The 16,886-nt window shown below is 39.3% G+C and carries 18 protein-coding genes; 9 read left to right on the top strand and 9 right to left on the bottom strand.

Going from position 1 to position 16,886, the window contains the following annotated elements; genetic code table 11:
- Window positions 1-82 precede the first annotated feature (82 nt).
- The 7 genes from KTJ10_RS17725 (at window position 83) to KTJ10_RS17695 (ending at window position 4,580) form a co-directional block, all read left to right on the top strand.
- Window positions 83-736, top strand: a complete 654-nt coding sequence (locus KTJ10_RS17725; RefSeq protein WP_002117854.1) for a glutathione S-transferase N-terminal domain-containing protein — start codon at window positions 83-85, stop codon at window positions 734-736.
- 6 nt (window positions 737-742) lie between these two features.
- Window positions 743-1,177, top strand: a complete 435-nt coding sequence (locus KTJ10_RS17720; RefSeq protein ID WP_002117840.1) for a ClpXP protease specificity-enhancing factor — start codon at window positions 743-745, stop codon at window positions 1,175-1,177.
- A gap of 18 nt (window positions 1,178-1,195) precedes the next feature.
- Window positions 1,196-1,852, top strand: a complete 657-nt coding sequence (locus KTJ10_RS17715; RefSeq protein ID WP_199978487.1) for a hypothetical protein — start codon at window positions 1,196-1,198, stop codon at window positions 1,850-1,852.
- A 338-nt stretch (window positions 1,853-2,190) separates the two neighbouring features.
- Complete coding sequence (locus KTJ10_RS17710) at window positions 2,191-2,550, top strand: hypothetical protein (protein WP_002117827.1); 360 nt, start codon at window positions 2,191-2,193, stop codon at window positions 2,548-2,550.
- Window positions 2,551-2,633: 83 nt separating this feature from the next.
- Complete coding sequence (locus KTJ10_RS17705) at window positions 2,634-3,599, top strand: hypothetical protein (protein WP_262442539.1); 966 nt, start codon at window positions 2,634-2,636, stop codon at window positions 3,597-3,599.
- An 8-nt stretch (window positions 3,600-3,607) separates the two neighbouring features.
- The gene (locus KTJ10_RS17700; protein ID WP_262442538.1) at window positions 3,608-4,168 is read left to right on the top strand and encodes a GTP-binding protein; all 561 of its coding nucleotides are present in this window, start codon (window positions 3,608-3,610) and stop codon (window positions 4,166-4,168) included.
- Window positions 4,161-4,580, top strand: coding sequence for a roadblock/LC7 domain-containing protein (locus KTJ10_RS17695; protein ID WP_262442537.1), 420 nt, complete (start codon window positions 4,161-4,163; stop codon window positions 4,578-4,580). Before KTJ10_RS17700 ends, KTJ10_RS17695 begins: the two co-directional genes overlap by 8 nt.
- Window positions 4,581-4,632: 52 nt before the next feature.
- Here KTJ10_RS17695 and KTJ10_RS17690 read toward each other — a convergent pair whose 3' ends face one another.
- Genes KTJ10_RS17690 through KTJ10_RS17665 form a run of 6 tightly spaced genes read right to left on the bottom strand, consistent with a single transcriptional unit; the run spans window position 4,633 to window position 12,968 of the window.
- Entirely contained in the window at window positions 4,633-6,573 is a 1,941-nt protein-coding gene (locus KTJ10_RS17690) for an acetyl/propionyl/methylcrotonyl-CoA carboxylase subunit alpha (RefSeq protein ID WP_262442536.1), read from the bottom strand.
- Window positions 6,574-6,591: 18 nt separating this feature from the next.
- Complete coding sequence (locus tag KTJ10_RS17685; protein ID WP_262442535.1) at window positions 6,592-7,428, bottom strand: enoyl-CoA hydratase/isomerase family protein; 837 nt, start codon at window positions 7,426-7,428, stop codon at window positions 6,592-6,594.
- 10 nt (window positions 7,429-7,438) lie between these two features.
- Complete coding sequence (locus KTJ10_RS17680) at window positions 7,439-8,596, bottom strand: acyl-CoA dehydrogenase family protein (RefSeq protein WP_262442534.1); 1,158 nt, start codon at window positions 8,594-8,596, stop codon at window positions 7,439-7,441.
- Window positions 8,597-8,638: 42 nt separating this feature from the next.
- Window positions 8,639-10,252, bottom strand: a complete 1,614-nt coding sequence (locus KTJ10_RS17675; RefSeq protein ID WP_262442533.1) for an acyl-CoA carboxylase subunit beta — start codon at window positions 10,250-10,252, stop codon at window positions 8,639-8,641.
- 2 nt (window positions 10,253-10,254) lie between these two features.
- Complete coding sequence (locus KTJ10_RS17670; RefSeq protein WP_262442532.1) at window positions 10,255-11,142, bottom strand: SDR family oxidoreductase; 888 nt, start codon at window positions 11,140-11,142, stop codon at window positions 10,255-10,257.
- Between the two features lie 20 nt (window positions 11,143-11,162).
- Entirely contained in the window at window positions 11,163-12,968 is a 1,806-nt protein-coding gene (locus KTJ10_RS17665; RefSeq protein ID WP_262442531.1) for an acyclic terpene utilization AtuA family protein, read from the bottom strand.
- A 180-nt stretch (window positions 12,969-13,148) separates the two neighbouring features.
- Here KTJ10_RS17665 and KTJ10_RS17660 point away from each other — a divergent pair, with 180 nt between their 5' ends.
- Together KTJ10_RS17660 and KTJ10_RS17655 are read left to right on the top strand one after the other, a co-directional pair.
- Window positions 13,149-13,748: a TetR/AcrR family transcriptional regulator gene (locus tag KTJ10_RS17660; RefSeq protein WP_068564889.1), complete on the top strand. Its 600-nt coding sequence runs from the start codon at window positions 13,149-13,151 to the stop codon at window positions 13,746-13,748.
- A complete protein-coding gene (locus tag KTJ10_RS17655; RefSeq protein ID WP_068564879.1) occupies window positions 13,745-14,263 on the top strand; it encodes a GNAT family N-acetyltransferase in 519 nt (172 codons plus the stop codon). Before KTJ10_RS17660 ends, KTJ10_RS17655 begins: the two co-directional genes overlap by 4 nt.
- Before the next feature lie 28 nt (window positions 14,264-14,291).
- On the opposite strand, the gene KTJ10_RS17650 is transcribed toward KTJ10_RS17655, so the two are convergent.
- The 3 genes from KTJ10_RS17650 to KTJ10_RS17640 form a co-directional block, all read right to left on the bottom strand.
- Entirely contained in the window at window positions 14,292-15,455 is a 1,164-nt protein-coding gene (locus KTJ10_RS17650) for an acyl-CoA dehydrogenase family protein (protein WP_262442541.1), read from the bottom strand.
- 136 nt (window positions 15,456-15,591) lie between these two features.
- Window positions 15,592-16,155, bottom strand: coding sequence for a DUF4256 domain-containing protein (locus tag KTJ10_RS17645; RefSeq protein ID WP_262442530.1), 564 nt, complete (start codon window positions 16,153-16,155; stop codon window positions 15,592-15,594).
- 170 nt (window positions 16,156-16,325) lie between these two features.
- The gene (locus KTJ10_RS17640) at window positions 16,326-16,721 is read right to left on the bottom strand and encodes a DUF2007 domain-containing protein (protein ID WP_262442529.1); all 396 of its coding nucleotides are present in this window, start codon (window positions 16,719-16,721) and stop codon (window positions 16,326-16,328) included.
- Window positions 16,722-16,886: the final 165 nt, after the last annotated feature.

Genomic DNA, 16,886 nt, shown 5'->3' with positions numbered 1-16,886 from the left:
ACAAACTATCTCTTTAGAACCGTGATTTCCTAGAACATTTTTAGTATCCTAATCGATTCACTCAACCACGTCGTCTTGTGATATGTCGGTCGAAAACACCTCTATTCAGGGGATTACCCTTTACAGTCATGCTGATGATTTCCGTTCTCACTGGATTCGTTTCTTATTAGCAGAAAAACAAATCAAATATCAATTGATCATAACTGACCATGAAGACGAGGATTTGGCCAGCTTAAATCCTTATAATCAATTACCAATGTTGGTCGAACAAAATCTTAAATTATTTTCAGCCCCTATCATTGCTGAATATTTAGATGATCGTTATCGCCAAAGTAAGCTTTATGCCGATGCTCCTATGATGCGTGCAGAACAGCGTCAGTATATCTGGAGACTTGAAAATGACTGGTTCAAATTAGCAGATCACATGTTAAAACATGCAGACTCTCTAAATCTCGAACAAAAGCAAAAAGCTCAAAAAGAACTACGTGAAACATTGATTTCACTTACTCCCCTATTTCAGCATTTTCCGTATTTCATGTCTGAGAGTTTTACAATCTTGGACTGCATGCTTGCCCCTATCTTTTTAAGATTAAATAGCATGGGCATTGATTTACCCAAACAGCACTGTCGCCCTATATTTTTGTACTGTAAACGTATCTTTGAACGGCCTTCTTTTGCTAAATCAATGACGCCTCAAGAGAAAAACCGTTACAATGAACTATTAAATATGGAATAGCGTGATATGTCTGAGCAAACTATTGATTTAACCCCTACACGTCCTTATCTTGCTCGTGCAATCTATGAATGGATTTGTGATAACCAACTGACTCCTTATCTATTAGTTGATGCGACACAACCGCATACCGACGTTCCGCAACAATTTGTTAAAGATGGTCAAATTGTTTTAAATATTGTCCCTCATGCTGTTCATCAATTGCTTATTGCCAATGAAGCCATTACTTTTTCTGCTCGTTTTGGTGGGGCGTCAAAAGATATTTATGTCCCTATTCAAGCAGTTTTAGGGATTTACGCACGTGAGAACGGACAAGGTTTATTCTTTGATCCTGAAGAATATGCCAATGTAACACCTGTAGAAAATACAGTAGAGTCAGAAGTACAAGAAGCAACTGAAACAACATCAACCAAGAAAAAACCATCGTTAAGAATTTTAGATTAAATATTAGAGGAAGAAAGCATGGCATTTGATTTAGTCCAATACTTTGCTGAGCAGATAAAAATTCAAAAGCCTCAGCTTTTAAATCAATATCCAGTTAATGAAAAAAATAAACTGATTGATGAGGTGAATATTCTTGCGCTTGGAAAACTAATTAGTTTATGGCGTCAGAATGACAATAAGATTTATCAAGAAATCAAAACCTCAGATCCCCTATATATTCAAGAAGTTGCTCGTCATTTAACAACTTCTAAACATAATCAGTCGACTTTAAAAAATTCAGAACTAGAACAGAGTATTTCTGAAATTTTAACTTTGCAATTAGCAGAACTTAATCAGCTCGATGAAACAGGTGGTTTTGGGCATAACGGCTTAAAAGAATTAATTTTAGGTCAGATCGAACACTTATCAGGTCAAGCTGAAGATTGGGTTTGGTTAACAAACAACCTAAATGAATTAATTGGTTCTAAACCTGTGGAACAAGAAGAGCTATCATTGGATACAACAATGAAGGAGTTCAATCAAATGGTTCATCAAGCCCAACCTCATCACGAAGACTTGCATATTGAAGAACAAACTACCGAGGTTTCTGTACCTACATGGTCAAAGATTATTGCCCCTGTCGTTGCTTTAGCAATTTTGGGTTACTTATATTGTATTTATACTCAGCTCGTTTAGTTCACTTATTGCTATAAAGGGGAATTCATTATTTCCCCTTTTTTATTATTAAAATTGGAACATTTTATCTACAAGTATTTTATTAATATTCTATTACAATTATTTTATCCAGATTTTAAAATATATAATGTTAAACTCAGCACAATATTAAAATTAAAACGTAAAAATAATCTTATAATATTTTCTATGGTCTGACATTTTGTGTCACTTATTTCCCAAAACAACAATTTTACTTTTTATTTAATTTATTGACTTCAAATTGAGCAAAAATATAATGAATTTCAGCTACTTTTAGGAAAAAGTAGTAAATATAATTTTAGAATCCTGAGAGATAAAAAATGGCTAAACTTTCTTTAGATAGCTTAACGACAATTGATGGTTTTATTGCTTCTGCACTTGTTGATTCAGAAAGTGGATTGTCACTTGCAACACAAGGTGGTGGGGAAATTGATTTAGAATTGGCTGCTGCTGGTAATACAGAAGTCATTCGCGCAAAGCGCAATGTAGCTAATGCATTGAAGTTAAATGATAATATTGAGGATATTTTAATTACCTTAGGTAAGGCTTACCATTTAATTCGACCTTTAGAAAGTAATAATAATTTGTTCCTTTACTTAGTACTCGACCGTAGCAAATCAAATTTGGCTATGGCTCGTCATGAGTTAAAGTCATTTGAAAAAGAGCTCGATTTCAGTTAAGTGATTTAGTTTATGCTCTTTATATTCATTATAAAGAGCATAAAAAATCATTATATCAATTTATAAAAATTTAAAATGATACTATGGATAGTCATTGCATAAATATTGCAGTTTCAGGTTTAAGCTTAAAAGTTTCAGATGAATTAAAAATATTAATCCGCAATCTAATATCAAATCAATATGGTATTAACTGGGTTAATATTTCCAGTAATCATATTGACTTATTAATCATTAACGAAAACTTTTTTGATGCAGATAATATTCAAACTATTCTTCACAAGAAAAAATTTCTTTATTTAAAAGTTACGAAAACAGCTTCAGAAAATAGAAATTCTATTTATGAACACACCTTACATCTACCAGTAGAAAAAACAGAACCTCTATTAGAATGGCTAGAGGACAATTTATTGTCCTCTTTAGATCAGACAAACTTTGCTGTAGTTTCTGATTTATCAAATGAGTCTCCATTCATTGATAATAAATTTATAAGGAATTTGCACAGTTCAGAAAACCCTAGGCTACACATCTTTGATGATAAAGGCACTTTAGCGATTATTGATAATAGAACTCAAATTGCTTGGTTGGAGCCCTCTCGTCAAAAAACACAAACTAATATGAGCTTTAACTTTGCTTTTGCAAAAACATCTGATTTTACTAAGGTTTCTCGTAAAAAAGATTATTATGTACAAGACTGGTTATGGAATCTGATTTGGACTTCAAACAATTTTGAGAATCTAGCCTCGAAGGATAGTTATTTTAAAATTGACTATTGGCCACAACCCTATCAAAAAGAATATAGAAAAGTGAGCCTACAACTCTCAGCTTGCTTTATACAGGGAGCAAAAATTACTGATGTGGCTAACCAGCTTAACATGTCAATTGATGATGTCTTACGCTTCGTTACCGCTTGTTTAATGGCAAATAATGGAAAATTTATTTCTGCGAATAAATGTGCTTACACACCAAATTTTTATTTAGAAAATTCAAATACAGACAATCATTTTTTTAAAAACTTTATAGGGAAGATTAGACGGCGTTTTGGTCTTTAAGGGAAGTTATGATTATACAGCAATATAAAATTGTCTTTGCAGGTAGTATGGGGGCAGGTAAAACAGAAGCGATTAAATCGCTATCTGAAATTCCAATTCTGGAAACAGAAGCATTCAACACTGATGTACAGAGCCACCAGAAAACCCAGACCACTGTAGGTATTGATTATGGTGAAATTACTTTAGATGATGGAATCAAAATCGGACTCTATGGCACCCCGGGACAAAGCCGTTTTGATTTTATATGGTCGGTCATTTGTGAAGGTGCAATCGGTGTTATTTTATTATTAGATCATAATAGTTCGAACCCAATTGCTGAGCTAGAAAGCTACTTAGAAACCTTTAAAAATTACAATGATAATATTGCGATTGGTATTACTCATGTTGACGAAAATAAAGAGTCATCACTTCAACAATATCGCAATTGGATAAAAGCAAAAGGATTACCGTATCCGTTGTTTTTTATTGATGCACGTGAGGAAGAACAAATTTTAATGATGGTTGAATCATTAATTGCATCACTTGAAGTCAAGGTAGGCTTAACATCTCAAGGGAATGATCATGCTTAGTATCCCAACTCAAAAACGGACCGCTCCAACACAGTTACTACAACTTGCAAAAAATGAAGCTCATAATATTTTGATGAATACACGAGGTGTAGACTTTGTGATGATTTGCTCTTCTGATGGTTTTGAATTAGCGACCGTAAGTCATAAAAACTACCGTAACACTACAAAATTAGCAGCAGTGAGTAGCTCAATTTTGGCAATGGTCACTGCATTTTTAAAAGAGATTCAACTCACTGGTTGTAACAACATTACTTTAGATGCAGATAATGGCAAAGCTATTCTGACCGCTATTCCTGCTGTTCATCACCCAATGATTATGGTTACGCTAAGCAATAAAGAGGTTCTTTTAGGACAACTATTATATAGTCTAAAAAAAGCAAGTCAGTTAATTGCGGAAGCCGATGGCGAATAAATCAGGACTTCTCATTTAAAATAAATACCGCTCTATATGAGCGGTATTTTTATTAGATTTGAATAGTAAATAACATTTGCCTTTTTTTTACTTGCTGGCCTTGCTGTCCTAAAACCTCTTCCACTACACCATCAACATCAGCTTTAATCTGTTGCTGAATTTTCATGGCCTCAAGAACTAATAAAGTTTGGCCTTTCATTACTTGATCACCTTTATTGACCAAAATATTCACCACAGCGCCATCCATGGGCGCACGAATTTTGCCATTACCAGCTACATCGGCAACTTCTGGTGCTGTATAAGTCACATTGCGAATCAGAACATTACCATTATTCTGATCTAAATAAAGCTGCTCTCCATCCAATACGTATTGCACACGGCGGCGCATGCCATTCAATAGATAGATCAATTGTTCTGCTGTTTTTTCAACAACCTCAATACTTACAGTTTGCTCACAGAGTTGTACCGTAAACGTGTTATTTACAGATGAAAGCTGTAATTGGATATTCTGATCATCATATTTCAACTTCAAAGGTAACGGCACGCCAAGACCTGTTTGCCATGCCGCATTTCCTTTGCTTTGGCTAAATAATGCTGCAGCAATGGCTAAGCTTTCTAAAGATAAAACCTGTTTATGTAGACTGCTATCATCTTGAAAGTGCTGCTGAATAAATGCTGTATTGGTATCACCTGCCACAACAACCGGATGATGCAGTAAATTGACCAAGAACTGTTTATTGCTATTTACACCCAGCAAAACACAGTCATCGACGGCACGCGCCAATAAACGAATTGCATCCTCACGGGTTTTACCGTATGCAATTACCTTCGCCACCATCGGATCATAAAATGGACTGACTTCATCAGTTGCTAACATGCCATGATCGATTCGTACATTTGGCAAATTTGCAGGCTTCCAGCGTAAGACTTGACCAGTTTGAGGCAAAAAATCCTGACGCGGGTCTTCTGCATACAAACGCACTTCAATTGCATGTCCAGTTAAGGTCAATTCACGTTGTTGCAGTGGTAATTGCTCACCATTCGCGACACGTAACTGCCATTCAACCAAATCCAATCCTGTAATAAGTTCAGTGACTGGATGCTCTACCTGCAAACGAGTATTCATCTCCAAAAAGTAAAATGCACCCGATGCATCTAGCAAAAATTCAACTGTCCCTGCCCCCACATAAGCACAGGCTTTCGCTGCTGCCACTGCAGCCCCACCCATTTGCTGGCGTAGTTCAGGCGTCATCACTGGACATGGCGCTTCTTCAACAACTTTCTGATGACGACGCTGGATCGAACAATCACGCTCAAACAAATACACATAATTGCCATGTGTATCCCCAAAAACCTGAATTTCGACATGGCGCGGAGCAATGACTGCTTTTTCTAAAATAAGCTCGCCTGAACCAAAGGCATTTTCAGCTTCTGAACGTGCTGTTTGTAATGCCTCAATCAATTCAGATGCTTGTTGTACCAAACGCATGCCACGACCGCCGCCACCCGCAGAAGCTTTAACCATCAAAGGAAAGCCAATTTGCTCTGCTTGTGTAGCCAAATATTCAAGGTCTTGTCGCTCATCTTCATAACCTGGCACACAAGGAACACCAGCTTTGATCATGGCAATTTTAGAGAGGCGTTTACTGCCCATTAACTCAATTGCTGAAGCGGTTGGCCCAATAAAGGTAATCTGATTGTCGATACATGCCTGAGCAAATTCAGTATTTTCTGACAAAAAACCATAACCGGGGTGAACTGCATCCGCCCCTGTTTTTTTGCAAGCTTCAATAATTTTAGCGATAGAGAGATAAGACTCCGATACTTTTGAAGCACCGATATAGACAGCTTCATCCGCCTCTTGCACATGGCGAGCATGACGGTCAGCATCGGAATAAACTGCGACAGTCTGATAGCCCATGGCTTTGGCTGTCTGCATAACTCGAACTGCAATTTCACCACGATTGGCAACTAGTACTTTTGAAAATTTCATTATTTTTATCCTTATCGCTTATGACTCATCGGCCCAATTTGGCAATCGTTTCTGGATAAAAGCCATCGTTCCCTCTTGTCCTTCAGCACCACCAACCGCTTGAGCGAACTGCTGTGCAGCATCATTAAGCAATTCATTTAAATTTTCATTGAGCGTTCGATGTAACAATGCTTTAGTTACACGCGAAGCCTCTGGTGCTGCTCGTTTAATGTGCTGAATGGTTTCCTGTAAAGCTTGTTCAAGTTCGATTTCATTATGTGCAATTTGATGAACCACACCAACACTCAGTGCAGTATGTCCTTCAAAACGCATACCGAGTAAAGCAAGTCGGCGTGCCTGAGTCAGGCCAATACGTTTCACCACAAAAGGAGCAATTTGCGCAGGAATCACCCCAAGCCCTGTTTCAGGTAAACCAAACTGAGTATTGTCACGGCTAATCGCAACATCTGAAACACAAGCCAGACCAAAACCACCACCTAACACCGCACCCTCTAAAATTACCACAACAGTCTGCGGTGCAGCTTCGACTTGCTCAAGCATGGCGCCAAAACGACGATTAAAATCCACATAAGGTTGTAAGCTACCAACATTGGCTGCTTCAACACGCAAAGCCGCCATGTCTTTAATGTCACCACCTGCACAAAAAGACCCGCCTTCACCACGGATAATCACTGCACGAATTGAAAGGTCATCACGAATGGCAGTAAAAACTTGTTGAATGACATTCACCATATTCAAGTTCATGGCATTGCGGCTCTCCGGTCGATTTAACCAGAGATATAAAATACTGCCGTCTTGTTCCAATTGAATGCTGTCATCAATATCTATAGCTTGTAGAGAGGCTGAAAGTGTCATGGCTGATTCCTTATTTTTGTTTTTTTGGCAAGATATCCATAAGTTTGCAGATAATCCCCAACATAATCTCATCTGCCCCACCACCAATAGACCCTAAGCGACCATCACGGTACAACTGTGATGCAGGGTTATCCCACATAAAGCCATTGCCGCCCCAATATTGCAAACAGCTATCAGCAACTTCACGAGTTAAACGTCCTGCTTTGAGTTTTGCCATAGAAGCCAGCTTGGTTACATCTTCACCCGCAATGTGCTGTTCACACGCTTGGTAGGTTAATGCTTTAAGCGCTTCCACTTCGGTCATAAGTTCAGCAAAACGGAAATGAATATATTGGTTATTAATGAGTGGCTGACCAAAAGTGGTACGCTCTTTGGTGTAGTCGATGGTCTTTTGGATTAAATTTTCCAACCCGCCAATGGCATTGGCACAAGCCCATAAGCGCTCTTCCTGAAATTGCATCATTTGCATCATAAAGCCCATACCTTCAACACCCACCAGATTACGCTGAGGTACACGGACATTGTCCAAATAAACTTGAGCGGTCGTTGTTGAACGCATACCTAATTTATTCAGCGGTTCTGAAAAACTAATCCCTTTCGTTTTTGCTGGAACAATAATCATCGACTTGTTGACGTGTGGTTTATCGTCAGAAGTGTTGGCTAAAAGGCAGAAGAAATCGGCCTGCAATGAGTTGGTAATCCACATTTTGCTGCCATTAATGACATAGTCACCGCCATCCTTTTTAGCAGTCGTTTTAATAGCAGCCACATCCGAACCGGCATGCACTTCCGATACCGCAATTGAAGCAACATATTCCCCAGCAATTGCCGGTGTTAAAAATTCATCACGCAACTCTTTGCTGCCAAAACGCGCCAAAGCAGGTGTTGCCATATCCGTTTGTACACCAATAGCTAAAGGCACACCACCACACGCTGCACGACCAATTTCTTCGGCAACCACAAGGTTATAAGAGTAATCTAAAGCCAAACCGCCATTTTCTTCAGGCTTACAAATCCCTAATAAGCCGAGATCGCCCATCTTTTTAAATACATTATGAATTGGGAATTGCCCTGCTTCTTCCCATTCCGGAATATGTAGATTCAGCTCATTTTGAACAAATTGATGTGCTGTGCGACGTAATGCTTCATGTTCAGCAGTAAATTTCATTGTGTTATTCCTATTAATTTTTTTAATTGCGGTAAAGGTTGATTAAAAACGGGACACACCAAAACGAGTTGGATTTAGCTCTCGTTGCTGTGCTTCATAAATGGTCTGTAAAAGGAAAATTAATAATTTTCGGGTATCTCGCGGATCGATAATGCCATCATCATGTAACATGGCCGTATTAAAAAGTGCGGTAGATTGCTGCTCCAATTTCATGGCAGTGCTTTGCTCAAGAAAATCGAGCATTTGCGGATTCGGCTCCTGACCAGAAGCTTTTTGCTTTCCTTCTGCCACAATGCGTAGCACCTTTCCAGCCTGTGCAGATCCCATGACAGCAACATGCGAATTTGGCCAAGCAAAGATAAAATCTGGCGATAAGCTCCGACCACACATTGCGTAGTTACCTGCACCATATGAGCCTGCCACAACAATAGAAATTTTAGGTACGGTACAATTGGCAACCGCTTGAATCAGTTTCGAGCCATGCTTGATAATGCCATTTTGTTCGGCATCGGTTCCCACCATAAAACCTGTGGTGTTATGCAAGAACAATAATGGACGTTTAGTCTGCTCACACAGGTGTATAAACTGAGCTGCTTTCGCGGCTCCTTGAGGCGTAATCGGACCATTATTGGTAATAATACCAATATGCAAACCACCAATTTTTGCCCAACCACATACCGTTAAATCATCATATTCCTGTTTAAATTCTAGAAAATCTGAATCATCAATAATGCGCGCAACCACTTCTTTCATATCCAGTGGTTGTTTCGGGTCGTTTGGAATCACACCCAACAGTTCATCGACATCGTAACGAGGTTCTTTATATGTCGTTTCATCTGGTTTGATTTGTTCTTTCCAGTTCAGATGTTCAAAAATTTCACGTGCAAGTCGAATACCATCAGCATCATTTTCAGCCAAATATTCTGCTGTTCCAGCGACCTGCGCATGCATTTCTGCACCGCCCAATTCCTCCGCTGTAGCGACTTCACCCGTAGCAGCCAAAAGTAAAGGTGGGCCTGCAAGAAGCATTTCGGTTTGTTTGCGTACAGCAATGACATAATCCGAAAGACCTGGTTGATAAGCTCCTCCTGCCGTTGCATTCCCATGTACCACTGCAAGTTGTGGAATACCTGCCGCAGATAAACGTGCTTGATTGGCAAAGGTCATACCGCCATAGGTAAATACTTCAGCTGCATAATTTAAGTTGGCACCGCCACTTTCGGTCAGCGTAATCAGCGGGAGTTTTTGTTCCAAAGCAATTTTTTGCAAACGCAGTGTTTTCTGTACACCCATGGGCGACATGGTTCCACCTTTAATTGCACTATTACTTGCTGAGACCAAACAGCGCACACCACTGACAAAACCAATGCCGGCAATTACGCCACCACCAGCTTCCGAACCATCTTTATCATCATGCATGTTGTAGCCAACCAAACCGCATAGTTCGATAAAAGGAGAATCTGCATCGAGTAATAACCGTAGACGCTCATGCGGCAAAATCTTGCCTTTCTTGTCAAACTTCGCTTTGGCAGCATAAGACTTATCAATGCTTTTTTGTTGAATTGCACGGACTTCACTCAGCTGAGCAAGCAGTGCCTCTTTATTCTTTTGATACTGTTCACTACCAACAGTAATTTCGGATGGAAGAATAGTCATTGTTATTCCTCCTCAGCCTCAGTCTTTTTCTGAAAGATTTCAGGAATAAACGCACGATGGAAACCATTATAAGATTCACTATTTGTCGCATTAGCTAATGGATACATACGCGTCCCTTGCGATGCAGCACCATCAATACGCAAAGTTACACCGGACACAAAAGCTGCGGCATCCGAGAGTAAATAACAAATTGCCGATGAAACTTCTGATTCTGTCCCCATACGCTTTAATGGTACATTGCCAGCAAGACTTGGAATAATCACTTTGGCAAAATCACCGCTATAATTATCCATCCCTGATGACACAATCCACCCCGGTGCAACAGCATTTACTCGAACGCCCGATTTACCCCATTCAACCGATGCTGTTTTAGTAAGGTTATCCACTCCTGAACGTGCTGCACCCGAGTGTCCCATTCCCGGCATGCCACCCCACATATCGGCAGTCATATTGACAATACTGCCGCCATGTTTTGCCATCCATTGGTTATAAGCTTCACGCATCAGGTAAAATGTTGAGTGCAAGTTATTACGTATAACGGCATCAAAACCATTAGCAGAAATACTTTCCAAGGCAGATGGAAACTGACCGCCCGCATTGTTCACCAAACCATCCAATCTACCGAATTTTTCAATCACCTCGGCAATCATATTTTTGACTTGTTCTTCTTCACGGTTATCACAGACGATGGAATGGACTAAACCGCCATCTTCTATAATTTCTTGGCTCACCTTTTCCAATTTTTCAATTTTGCGGCCTGTAATCACCACTTGCGCACCCAAAGCGGCAAGCTCATGTGCAGTACAACGGCCTATTCCAGAACCGCCACCCGTCACAATCACCACTTTATTAGCAAAGGCATCAGGTCTAAAAATTGATTGATAACTCATCTTTATTTCATCCATTCATTTTATTTTTCTAAAAGATTTGCCGGAACTTTTACAGGCATATCCAATAATTGCTGTGCAAATGCTTTACCTTGCGGATCGATACGTAAGCTTGCAACACCACCACCGCCCAAAGCATTTTCCAGCATAAAATTCAGCGCATTTAAACCTGGTAACTCGTAACGAATCACGCGTCCTTTCTCAGCATCCAAAACATGTTGCATATAGCTTGCAACAGCCTGTTCTGTCAGTGCTGCACGGATCCACGGTAAATAGTCTGCTTTACGTGCAATCACACCAATATTGCTATGGTTGCCTTTATCGCCACTCCGGGCATGCGCAATTTCAATCAAAGGAACTTCAATTTCATTCCCTTGATACACTGCACTTTCACCAGTTGCTAAAGTATTGATTTGTTGTGTAGATATGCTCTGAGGAATTTCAACAGCGTGGCGTTGGCCATCAAGATCAATTTCAACATTGACCTGATTTTTATCAATTAAAAATGAAAATAATTTAATGACCGGAGACGCTTTTGGACGCCCACCCACAATCCCTGCCAAGGCTGGAGCCATACCTGTCGAAGCCTGCGCAATTTCTGATGCAAAGAACATACAAGCTTCTTTAAACATGTGTTTTACAGCTATTTTGACCACAACTTCACGGCTATTTAAAGCCTGAGCATGTGCTCCATAAGTACTTTCAATGCCTAAAATTTCTACCGATTTTTCACTAAAAGGCGGCACTGAACGCATTGCTAAAATACGCTCACATTTTGTCAAAATCGCATCAGAAATGGCTTGTGCTTTTTGTGGTGCCTCACGTCCTGCAATTAAAAAACTCACTAAAACCCGATAACCATCAGGATAAGTTGCACTCACTTTATATTGTGCCGTCGGTGCTTGCCCTGTTGCACCCGTCACTCGTACGCGATGTTCACCAACCTGTTCTAAATGCACCTGACTAAAATCAGCAATTACATCGGGTAGTAAATATGCTTGAGGATTGCCAATTTCATAAACGATTTGCTCAGCAACCGTAGCAGCTGAAACCAGACCACCAGTCCCCTGTGGTTTGGTTACAACAAATGAACCATCTTCACTCACTTCAACCACTGGAAAACCCATATTGTCAAAGCCTTGTACCAAATGCCAATCGGTGAAATTGCCGCCTGTACATTGGGCACCGCACTCAATCACATGCCCTGCCAACGAACCTTGTGCCAATTTGCCATAGTCATCTAAAGACCATTTATACTCATGTAACAAAGGTGCAAGCACCACAGCCGAATCGACGACACGGCCCGTAATCACAATATCTGCCCCCAAATCCAAAGCATCACGAATAGCCACTGCTCCAAGATAGGCATTACTGCTCGCTACTTGTTCGGATAAAGGTTCATCACTAAACATTTCCTGAATATTTCGCTGCTTAAGCTGCTCATGTTTTGGCAAAAGATCATCACCAAATACCACAGCTACTTTCAGATCTAGACCATACTCTTTAATAATTTTTTGCAAGGCGTCCCGACAAGCTAATGGGTTAACACCACCCGCATTACTAATCACTTTAATCTTTTTTTCAGCAATTTTTTTTAGTAAGGGTGCCATAACACGACTGACAAAATCTAAAGCGTAACCATGTTTCGGTTCTACCATCTTCGCTTTTGCCATAATCGACATGGTAATCTCGGACAAATAATCAAAAACCAAATAATTAATATCGGTTAAATGCACCAATTGGAAAGCCGCAGTGTTGGTGTCCCCCCAAAAACCTGAGGCACAACCTATTTTTACGACACGCCCATCATCCTGCTGATTACTTGTCATTTCATTTCTCATTATTCTGTATAAAAATTACACTCAACCATACCAAGCAAGCGCTTGGTTTGTAAAGTGCAAAATGTTATTGTAATAATGACTAAAACTTCCAAACTCAATCATGTCTAGAAATGTGCTGAGATTTGGTGAATATTTCGATTCATATTTTTTACAGGTTCACGTTTTCGTATGATTGCTACCTCAATTGAACAGATTCCCAATATCTCCTGTTTTGATGACAGCCCTCGTGGACGCCTGCTACAAGGTGCTGCATACCTATTTCATAAACAAGGTTATGACAAAACTACAGTTCGTGAACTCGCTCAATTCATTGGTATTCAATCAGGTAGCTTGTTCCACCACTTCAAAAGTAAAGATGACATCCTTGCTCATGTGATGGAACAAACCATTATTTATAATCTTGCCCGTTTAACAGATGCCGCTACACAGACAAAAGATCCAGAACAACAATTGCGTGCTCTTATTAAAGCCGAACTCATCTCAATTACAGGAGATACCGGTGCAGCCATGGCTGTCTTGGTATACGAATGGTTTGCGCTGTCCAAAGAAAAACAGGATTACCTTTTAAAAATGCGTAATGAATATGAGCAAATCTGGCTCGACATCATCGAAAAGTTACGTGCACAAGGTAAAGTCAAACATGACGCATTTATTTGGCGACGCTTGATTGGCGGTGCGATTTCATGGACTGTGACATGGTATAAATCCGAAGGGAAAGTCAAAATTGATGAATTGACTGAAATGGTCTGGGAGATGGCATTAAAATGAGTTTAGTCTATTTGCGTAAACCCAAGAAAAGTGACCTTGTAGAGATTCAAGCAGCCTATGAACGCAGTGTTCAATTACACCAACCTTGGACATATCCACCAGCCGACTTTCAAATATATCTAGAACAAGAGCACCGCTATTTTGTCTGCTTAACTCAAGATCACAGTATTGTAGGAACTTTTAATATCTCTAATATCATTAGAGGTCATTTCTATTCAGCTTACTTGGGTTATGAAGCATTCCACCCCTATCAAGGTCGTGGCTACATGAAACGAGGGCTAAAGTTATTGCTCAAAGAGGCCTTTGAAAAACTAAACTTGCATCGGCTTGAAGCGAATATACAACCTGACAACATCGCGTCAATTCAACTGGTTGCCAATGCCGGTTTCATAAAAGAAGGCTTTTCTCGCCAATATCTTCGTATTGGCGGAAAAACTTGGAAAGATCATGAGAGATGGGCAATTTTAAACGAACAATGGATTGATCCATTACAACTAATACTCGAAGAAGATTAGACGGCACACAACCACCTAATCCATAACATCAGTAACCGAGCTGCTTACTAATCAAATCTTTCATAATTTCTTCAGCACCGCCACCAATCATATTCACCTTTACCTCACGGTAAATACGCTCAGATTTTGTCCCACGCATAAAGCCCATACCACCTAAAGTTTGCACGGCAGCATCAGCACAAAATTGCATAGTGCGAGTAGCAACATTTTTAAGCATTGAAATTTGTGCCACCAACTCAGGCCCTTGTGACTTCGGCTGAGTCATTTTCCATGCAGTTTCTTCAAGCAAAGCACGTGTTGAGGTCAATTGTGTTGCCATATCTACCAATTTGTGACGAACGACTTGATGATCAATCAATCGTTTACCAAAGGTCTTACGTTGCTGTGCCCAATCCAAAGCTTCTTCATAACACACCAATGCATAGCCATAAGCCACCACACCTAAGAAAAACCTCTCCATATTAAAGTTATTCATAATCACTTTAAAACCGGCATTTTCTTTACCCAGTAAATTTGATGCAGGGACTCGTACTTGATCAAAATGCAAATGCGCCGTATCTGAAGCCCACCACCCCATTTTCTTTAAAGGTGTTTTAGTAACTCCCTCACTATGCGCATCAACTAGCAACATTGAGATACCTTCAGCACCCGTTTTTGTCGGATCTGTACGTACTGCAACTGTATAGTAGTCAGCACGAATCCCCGATGTAATAAAGGTCTTCTCACCAGAAACAATATAGTAATCACCGTCCCGGACAGCCTTGGTCTGCAATGCAGCGACATCTGACCCTCCTCCTGGTTCAGTAATCGCCAATGCTGAAATCTTTTCCCCAGAAATAATCCCCGGTAAAACTTTGGCCTTTAATTCTTCACTACCAAAATGCTGAATCGGTGGTGCTCCAATTGTGTGTACCATGAGTGAAATATGTACTCCACCCGAACCAGCTTTTGCCATTTCTACACCAGCCAGTAATGAATAAAATGGATCTGCATCAGGAATACCACCATATTCCTCAGAAAAACCTAAACCTAATAGACCAATTTCAGCAGCCTTTTTATATAGCTCTCTTGGGAAAGTCTCTGCCTCATCCCATTCATTAACAAAAGAAGTCATTTCTTTTTGTACAAAACGACGAACATTATCAGCAAAAGCAATATGTTGTTCATTATAGTAAATTGGGTTTGGTTGCATTTCTACAGATGTCCTGATGTTTTTATCTAATTCCAGAACATATCTTGTCATGTTTGCCATCAATCAAAAGTTGCAAGAATCTCCATTTTCTTGGCATAAAACATCAAAGCCTCTTCTTTTTATTCAAATACAATGCCTATACTCTTAAGCAACAACGAAACCCACGGGCAGCATAATAAGACTGCGCTCCATTATGATAAATAAAGACACGACCATATCGACGATCAGCAAAAAGTGCTCCATCTAGTTTACGAATCTCATTTGGGGTTTTGAGCCAACTTGATGTTTTAAGATCAAACTCTTCAATTTCTTGTAATTGGGAATATTGCTCTTCTGTTAAAAGCTCAACTCCCATTTCCTTAGCTACATCTATTGCGCTATTTTTTGGAGGATGATCTTTTATAGATTCTAGGGCCTCGCGATCATAGCAAAGGCTTCTACGACCTTTAGGTGTCTCAAGAGAGCAATCTACAAATAAATATTCATCTTCCGGCTGATCATAAGCAATAACATCCGGCTCTCCTCCTGTATTTTCCATTTCCTGCAATGACCACAATTTTTCTGGTGACTCTATTAATTTTGCTCGCACATTTGTCCACTCAATTTCTTTATGGCGATGTGAATTCTTTTCAAATCTAGTTTTTAATAGTTCAATTAAAACCTCTATTTGTTCTGGAGATAACTGGATTTTAGTTGTCATGGATAAGTCCTTATATTTCTTAAACTTAACATCCGTCAAAATAATAAATTTTCTTTCTTTAATATCTAACTCTTCTCTGCCTAGAACATTAATTACAGAGATAGAACTAAATTCAATATCTCTACATTAGGTTCCATAATTAAGATAATCAATAATCTTTTACTATATATTTAATTCCAAAAGTGTCCACAACGCTTACATCTATTACCATTTCTAAAAGAAAATAAAGGTAGGCCGAAAAACATAAACGCTAAAAAGGCAGATTTTTTTCCTTTATTATTAACTTCTCTATCCAAACTTCCACACTCAGGGCAACATTCTTTACTCTCCCCAAACTTTTGTTCAAGCTCATCACTAAAGTCTTTCTCAAGAAATGACTTCGCTTCATCAACATAGTTTTCTTGAACTAATAAACGAACTCCACCTAAAGCATTAGAATAAAACCAATCCATATTAATTGTATGCTCATTTTCAATATAAACAGGAATTCCAAATGCTTCTAGTTGAGTCTTTGCAATTTGTGCCTCATAAGGAAATGAGAAAGTTTTAATTACGATCCATTGCATATTAAATTTCTAATGAGGTAAATAATTTTAGATTAGCTTTATTTCTTTATAATTTGAATAAATTTTAATATCTAAAGAATTGAGAATATAAATACCACGCATAAAAAAACACCCCCATTCATTGGAATGGGGGTGTTTAGAATAATGAGCTGGCGATGACTTACT

It is taken from the genome of Acinetobacter sp. WU_MDCI_Abxc222 (genome assembly GCF_025514755.1).
Taxonomy (GTDB): Bacteria; Pseudomonadota; Gammaproteobacteria; order Pseudomonadales; family Moraxellaceae; genus Acinetobacter; species Acinetobacter geminorum.
Note: the sequence above shows the minus strand (reverse complement) of the source record. Positions and strands in the feature narration are given on the sequence as shown.

What these genes read in the sequence shown, in the direction of transcription:
- KTJ10_RS17725 (WP_002117854.1), top strand. Translation starts at nt 83, where the DNA reads ATGTCGGTCGAAAACACCTCTATTCAGGGGATTACCCTTTACAGTCAT.
- KTJ10_RS17720 (WP_002117840.1), top strand. Translation starts at nt 743, where the DNA reads ATGTCTGAGCAAACTATTGATTTAACCCCTACACGTCCTTATCTTGCT.
- KTJ10_RS17715 (WP_199978487.1), top strand. Translation starts at nt 1,196, where the DNA reads ATGGCATTTGATTTAGTCCAATACTTTGCTGAGCAGATAAAAATTCAA.
- KTJ10_RS17710 (WP_002117827.1), top strand. Translation starts at nt 2,191, where the DNA reads ATGGCTAAACTTTCTTTAGATAGCTTAACGACAATTGATGGTTTTATT.
- KTJ10_RS17705 (WP_262442539.1), top strand. Translation starts at nt 2,634, where the DNA reads ATGGATAGTCATTGCATAAATATTGCAGTTTCAGGTTTAAGCTTAAAA.
- KTJ10_RS17700 (WP_262442538.1), top strand. Translation starts at nt 3,608, where the DNA reads ATGATTATACAGCAATATAAAATTGTCTTTGCAGGTAGTATGGGGGCA.
- KTJ10_RS17695 (WP_262442537.1), top strand. Translation starts at nt 4,161, where the DNA reads ATGCTTAGTATCCCAACTCAAAAACGGACCGCTCCAACACAGTTACTA.
- KTJ10_RS17690 (WP_262442536.1), bottom strand. Translation starts at nt 6,573, where the DNA reads ATGAAATTTTCAAAAGTACTAGTTGCCAATCGTGGTGAAATTGCAGTT.
- KTJ10_RS17685 (WP_262442535.1), bottom strand. Translation starts at nt 7,428, where the DNA reads ATGACACTTTCAGCCTCTCTACAAGCTATAGATATTGATGACAGCATT.
- KTJ10_RS17680 (WP_262442534.1), bottom strand. Translation starts at nt 8,596, where the DNA reads ATGAAATTTACTGCTGAACATGAAGCATTACGTCGCACAGCACATCAA.
- KTJ10_RS17675 (WP_262442533.1), bottom strand. Translation starts at nt 10,252, where the DNA reads ATGACTATTCTTCCATCCGAAATTACTGTTGGTAGTGAACAGTATCAA.
- KTJ10_RS17670 (WP_262442532.1), bottom strand. Translation starts at nt 11,142, where the DNA reads ATGAGTTATCAATCAATTTTTAGACCTGATGCCTTTGCTAATAAAGTG.
- KTJ10_RS17665 (WP_262442531.1), bottom strand. Translation starts at nt 12,968, where the DNA reads ATGACAAGTAATCAGCAGGATGATGGGCGTGTCGTAAAAATAGGTTGT.
- KTJ10_RS17660 (WP_068564889.1), top strand. Translation starts at nt 13,149, where the DNA reads ATGATTGCTACCTCAATTGAACAGATTCCCAATATCTCCTGTTTTGAT.
- KTJ10_RS17655 (WP_068564879.1), top strand. Translation starts at nt 13,745, where the DNA reads ATGAGTTTAGTCTATTTGCGTAAACCCAAGAAAAGTGACCTTGTAGAG.
- KTJ10_RS17650 (WP_262442541.1), bottom strand. Translation starts at nt 15,455, where the DNA reads ATGCAACCAAACCCAATTTACTATAATGAACAACATATTGCTTTTGCT.
- KTJ10_RS17645 (WP_262442530.1), bottom strand. Translation starts at nt 16,155, where the DNA reads ATGACAACTAAAATCCAGTTATCTCCAGAACAAATAGAGGTTTTAATT.
- KTJ10_RS17640 (WP_262442529.1), bottom strand. Translation starts at nt 16,721, where the DNA reads ATGCAATGGATCGTAATTAAAACTTTCTCATTTCCTTATGAGGCACAA.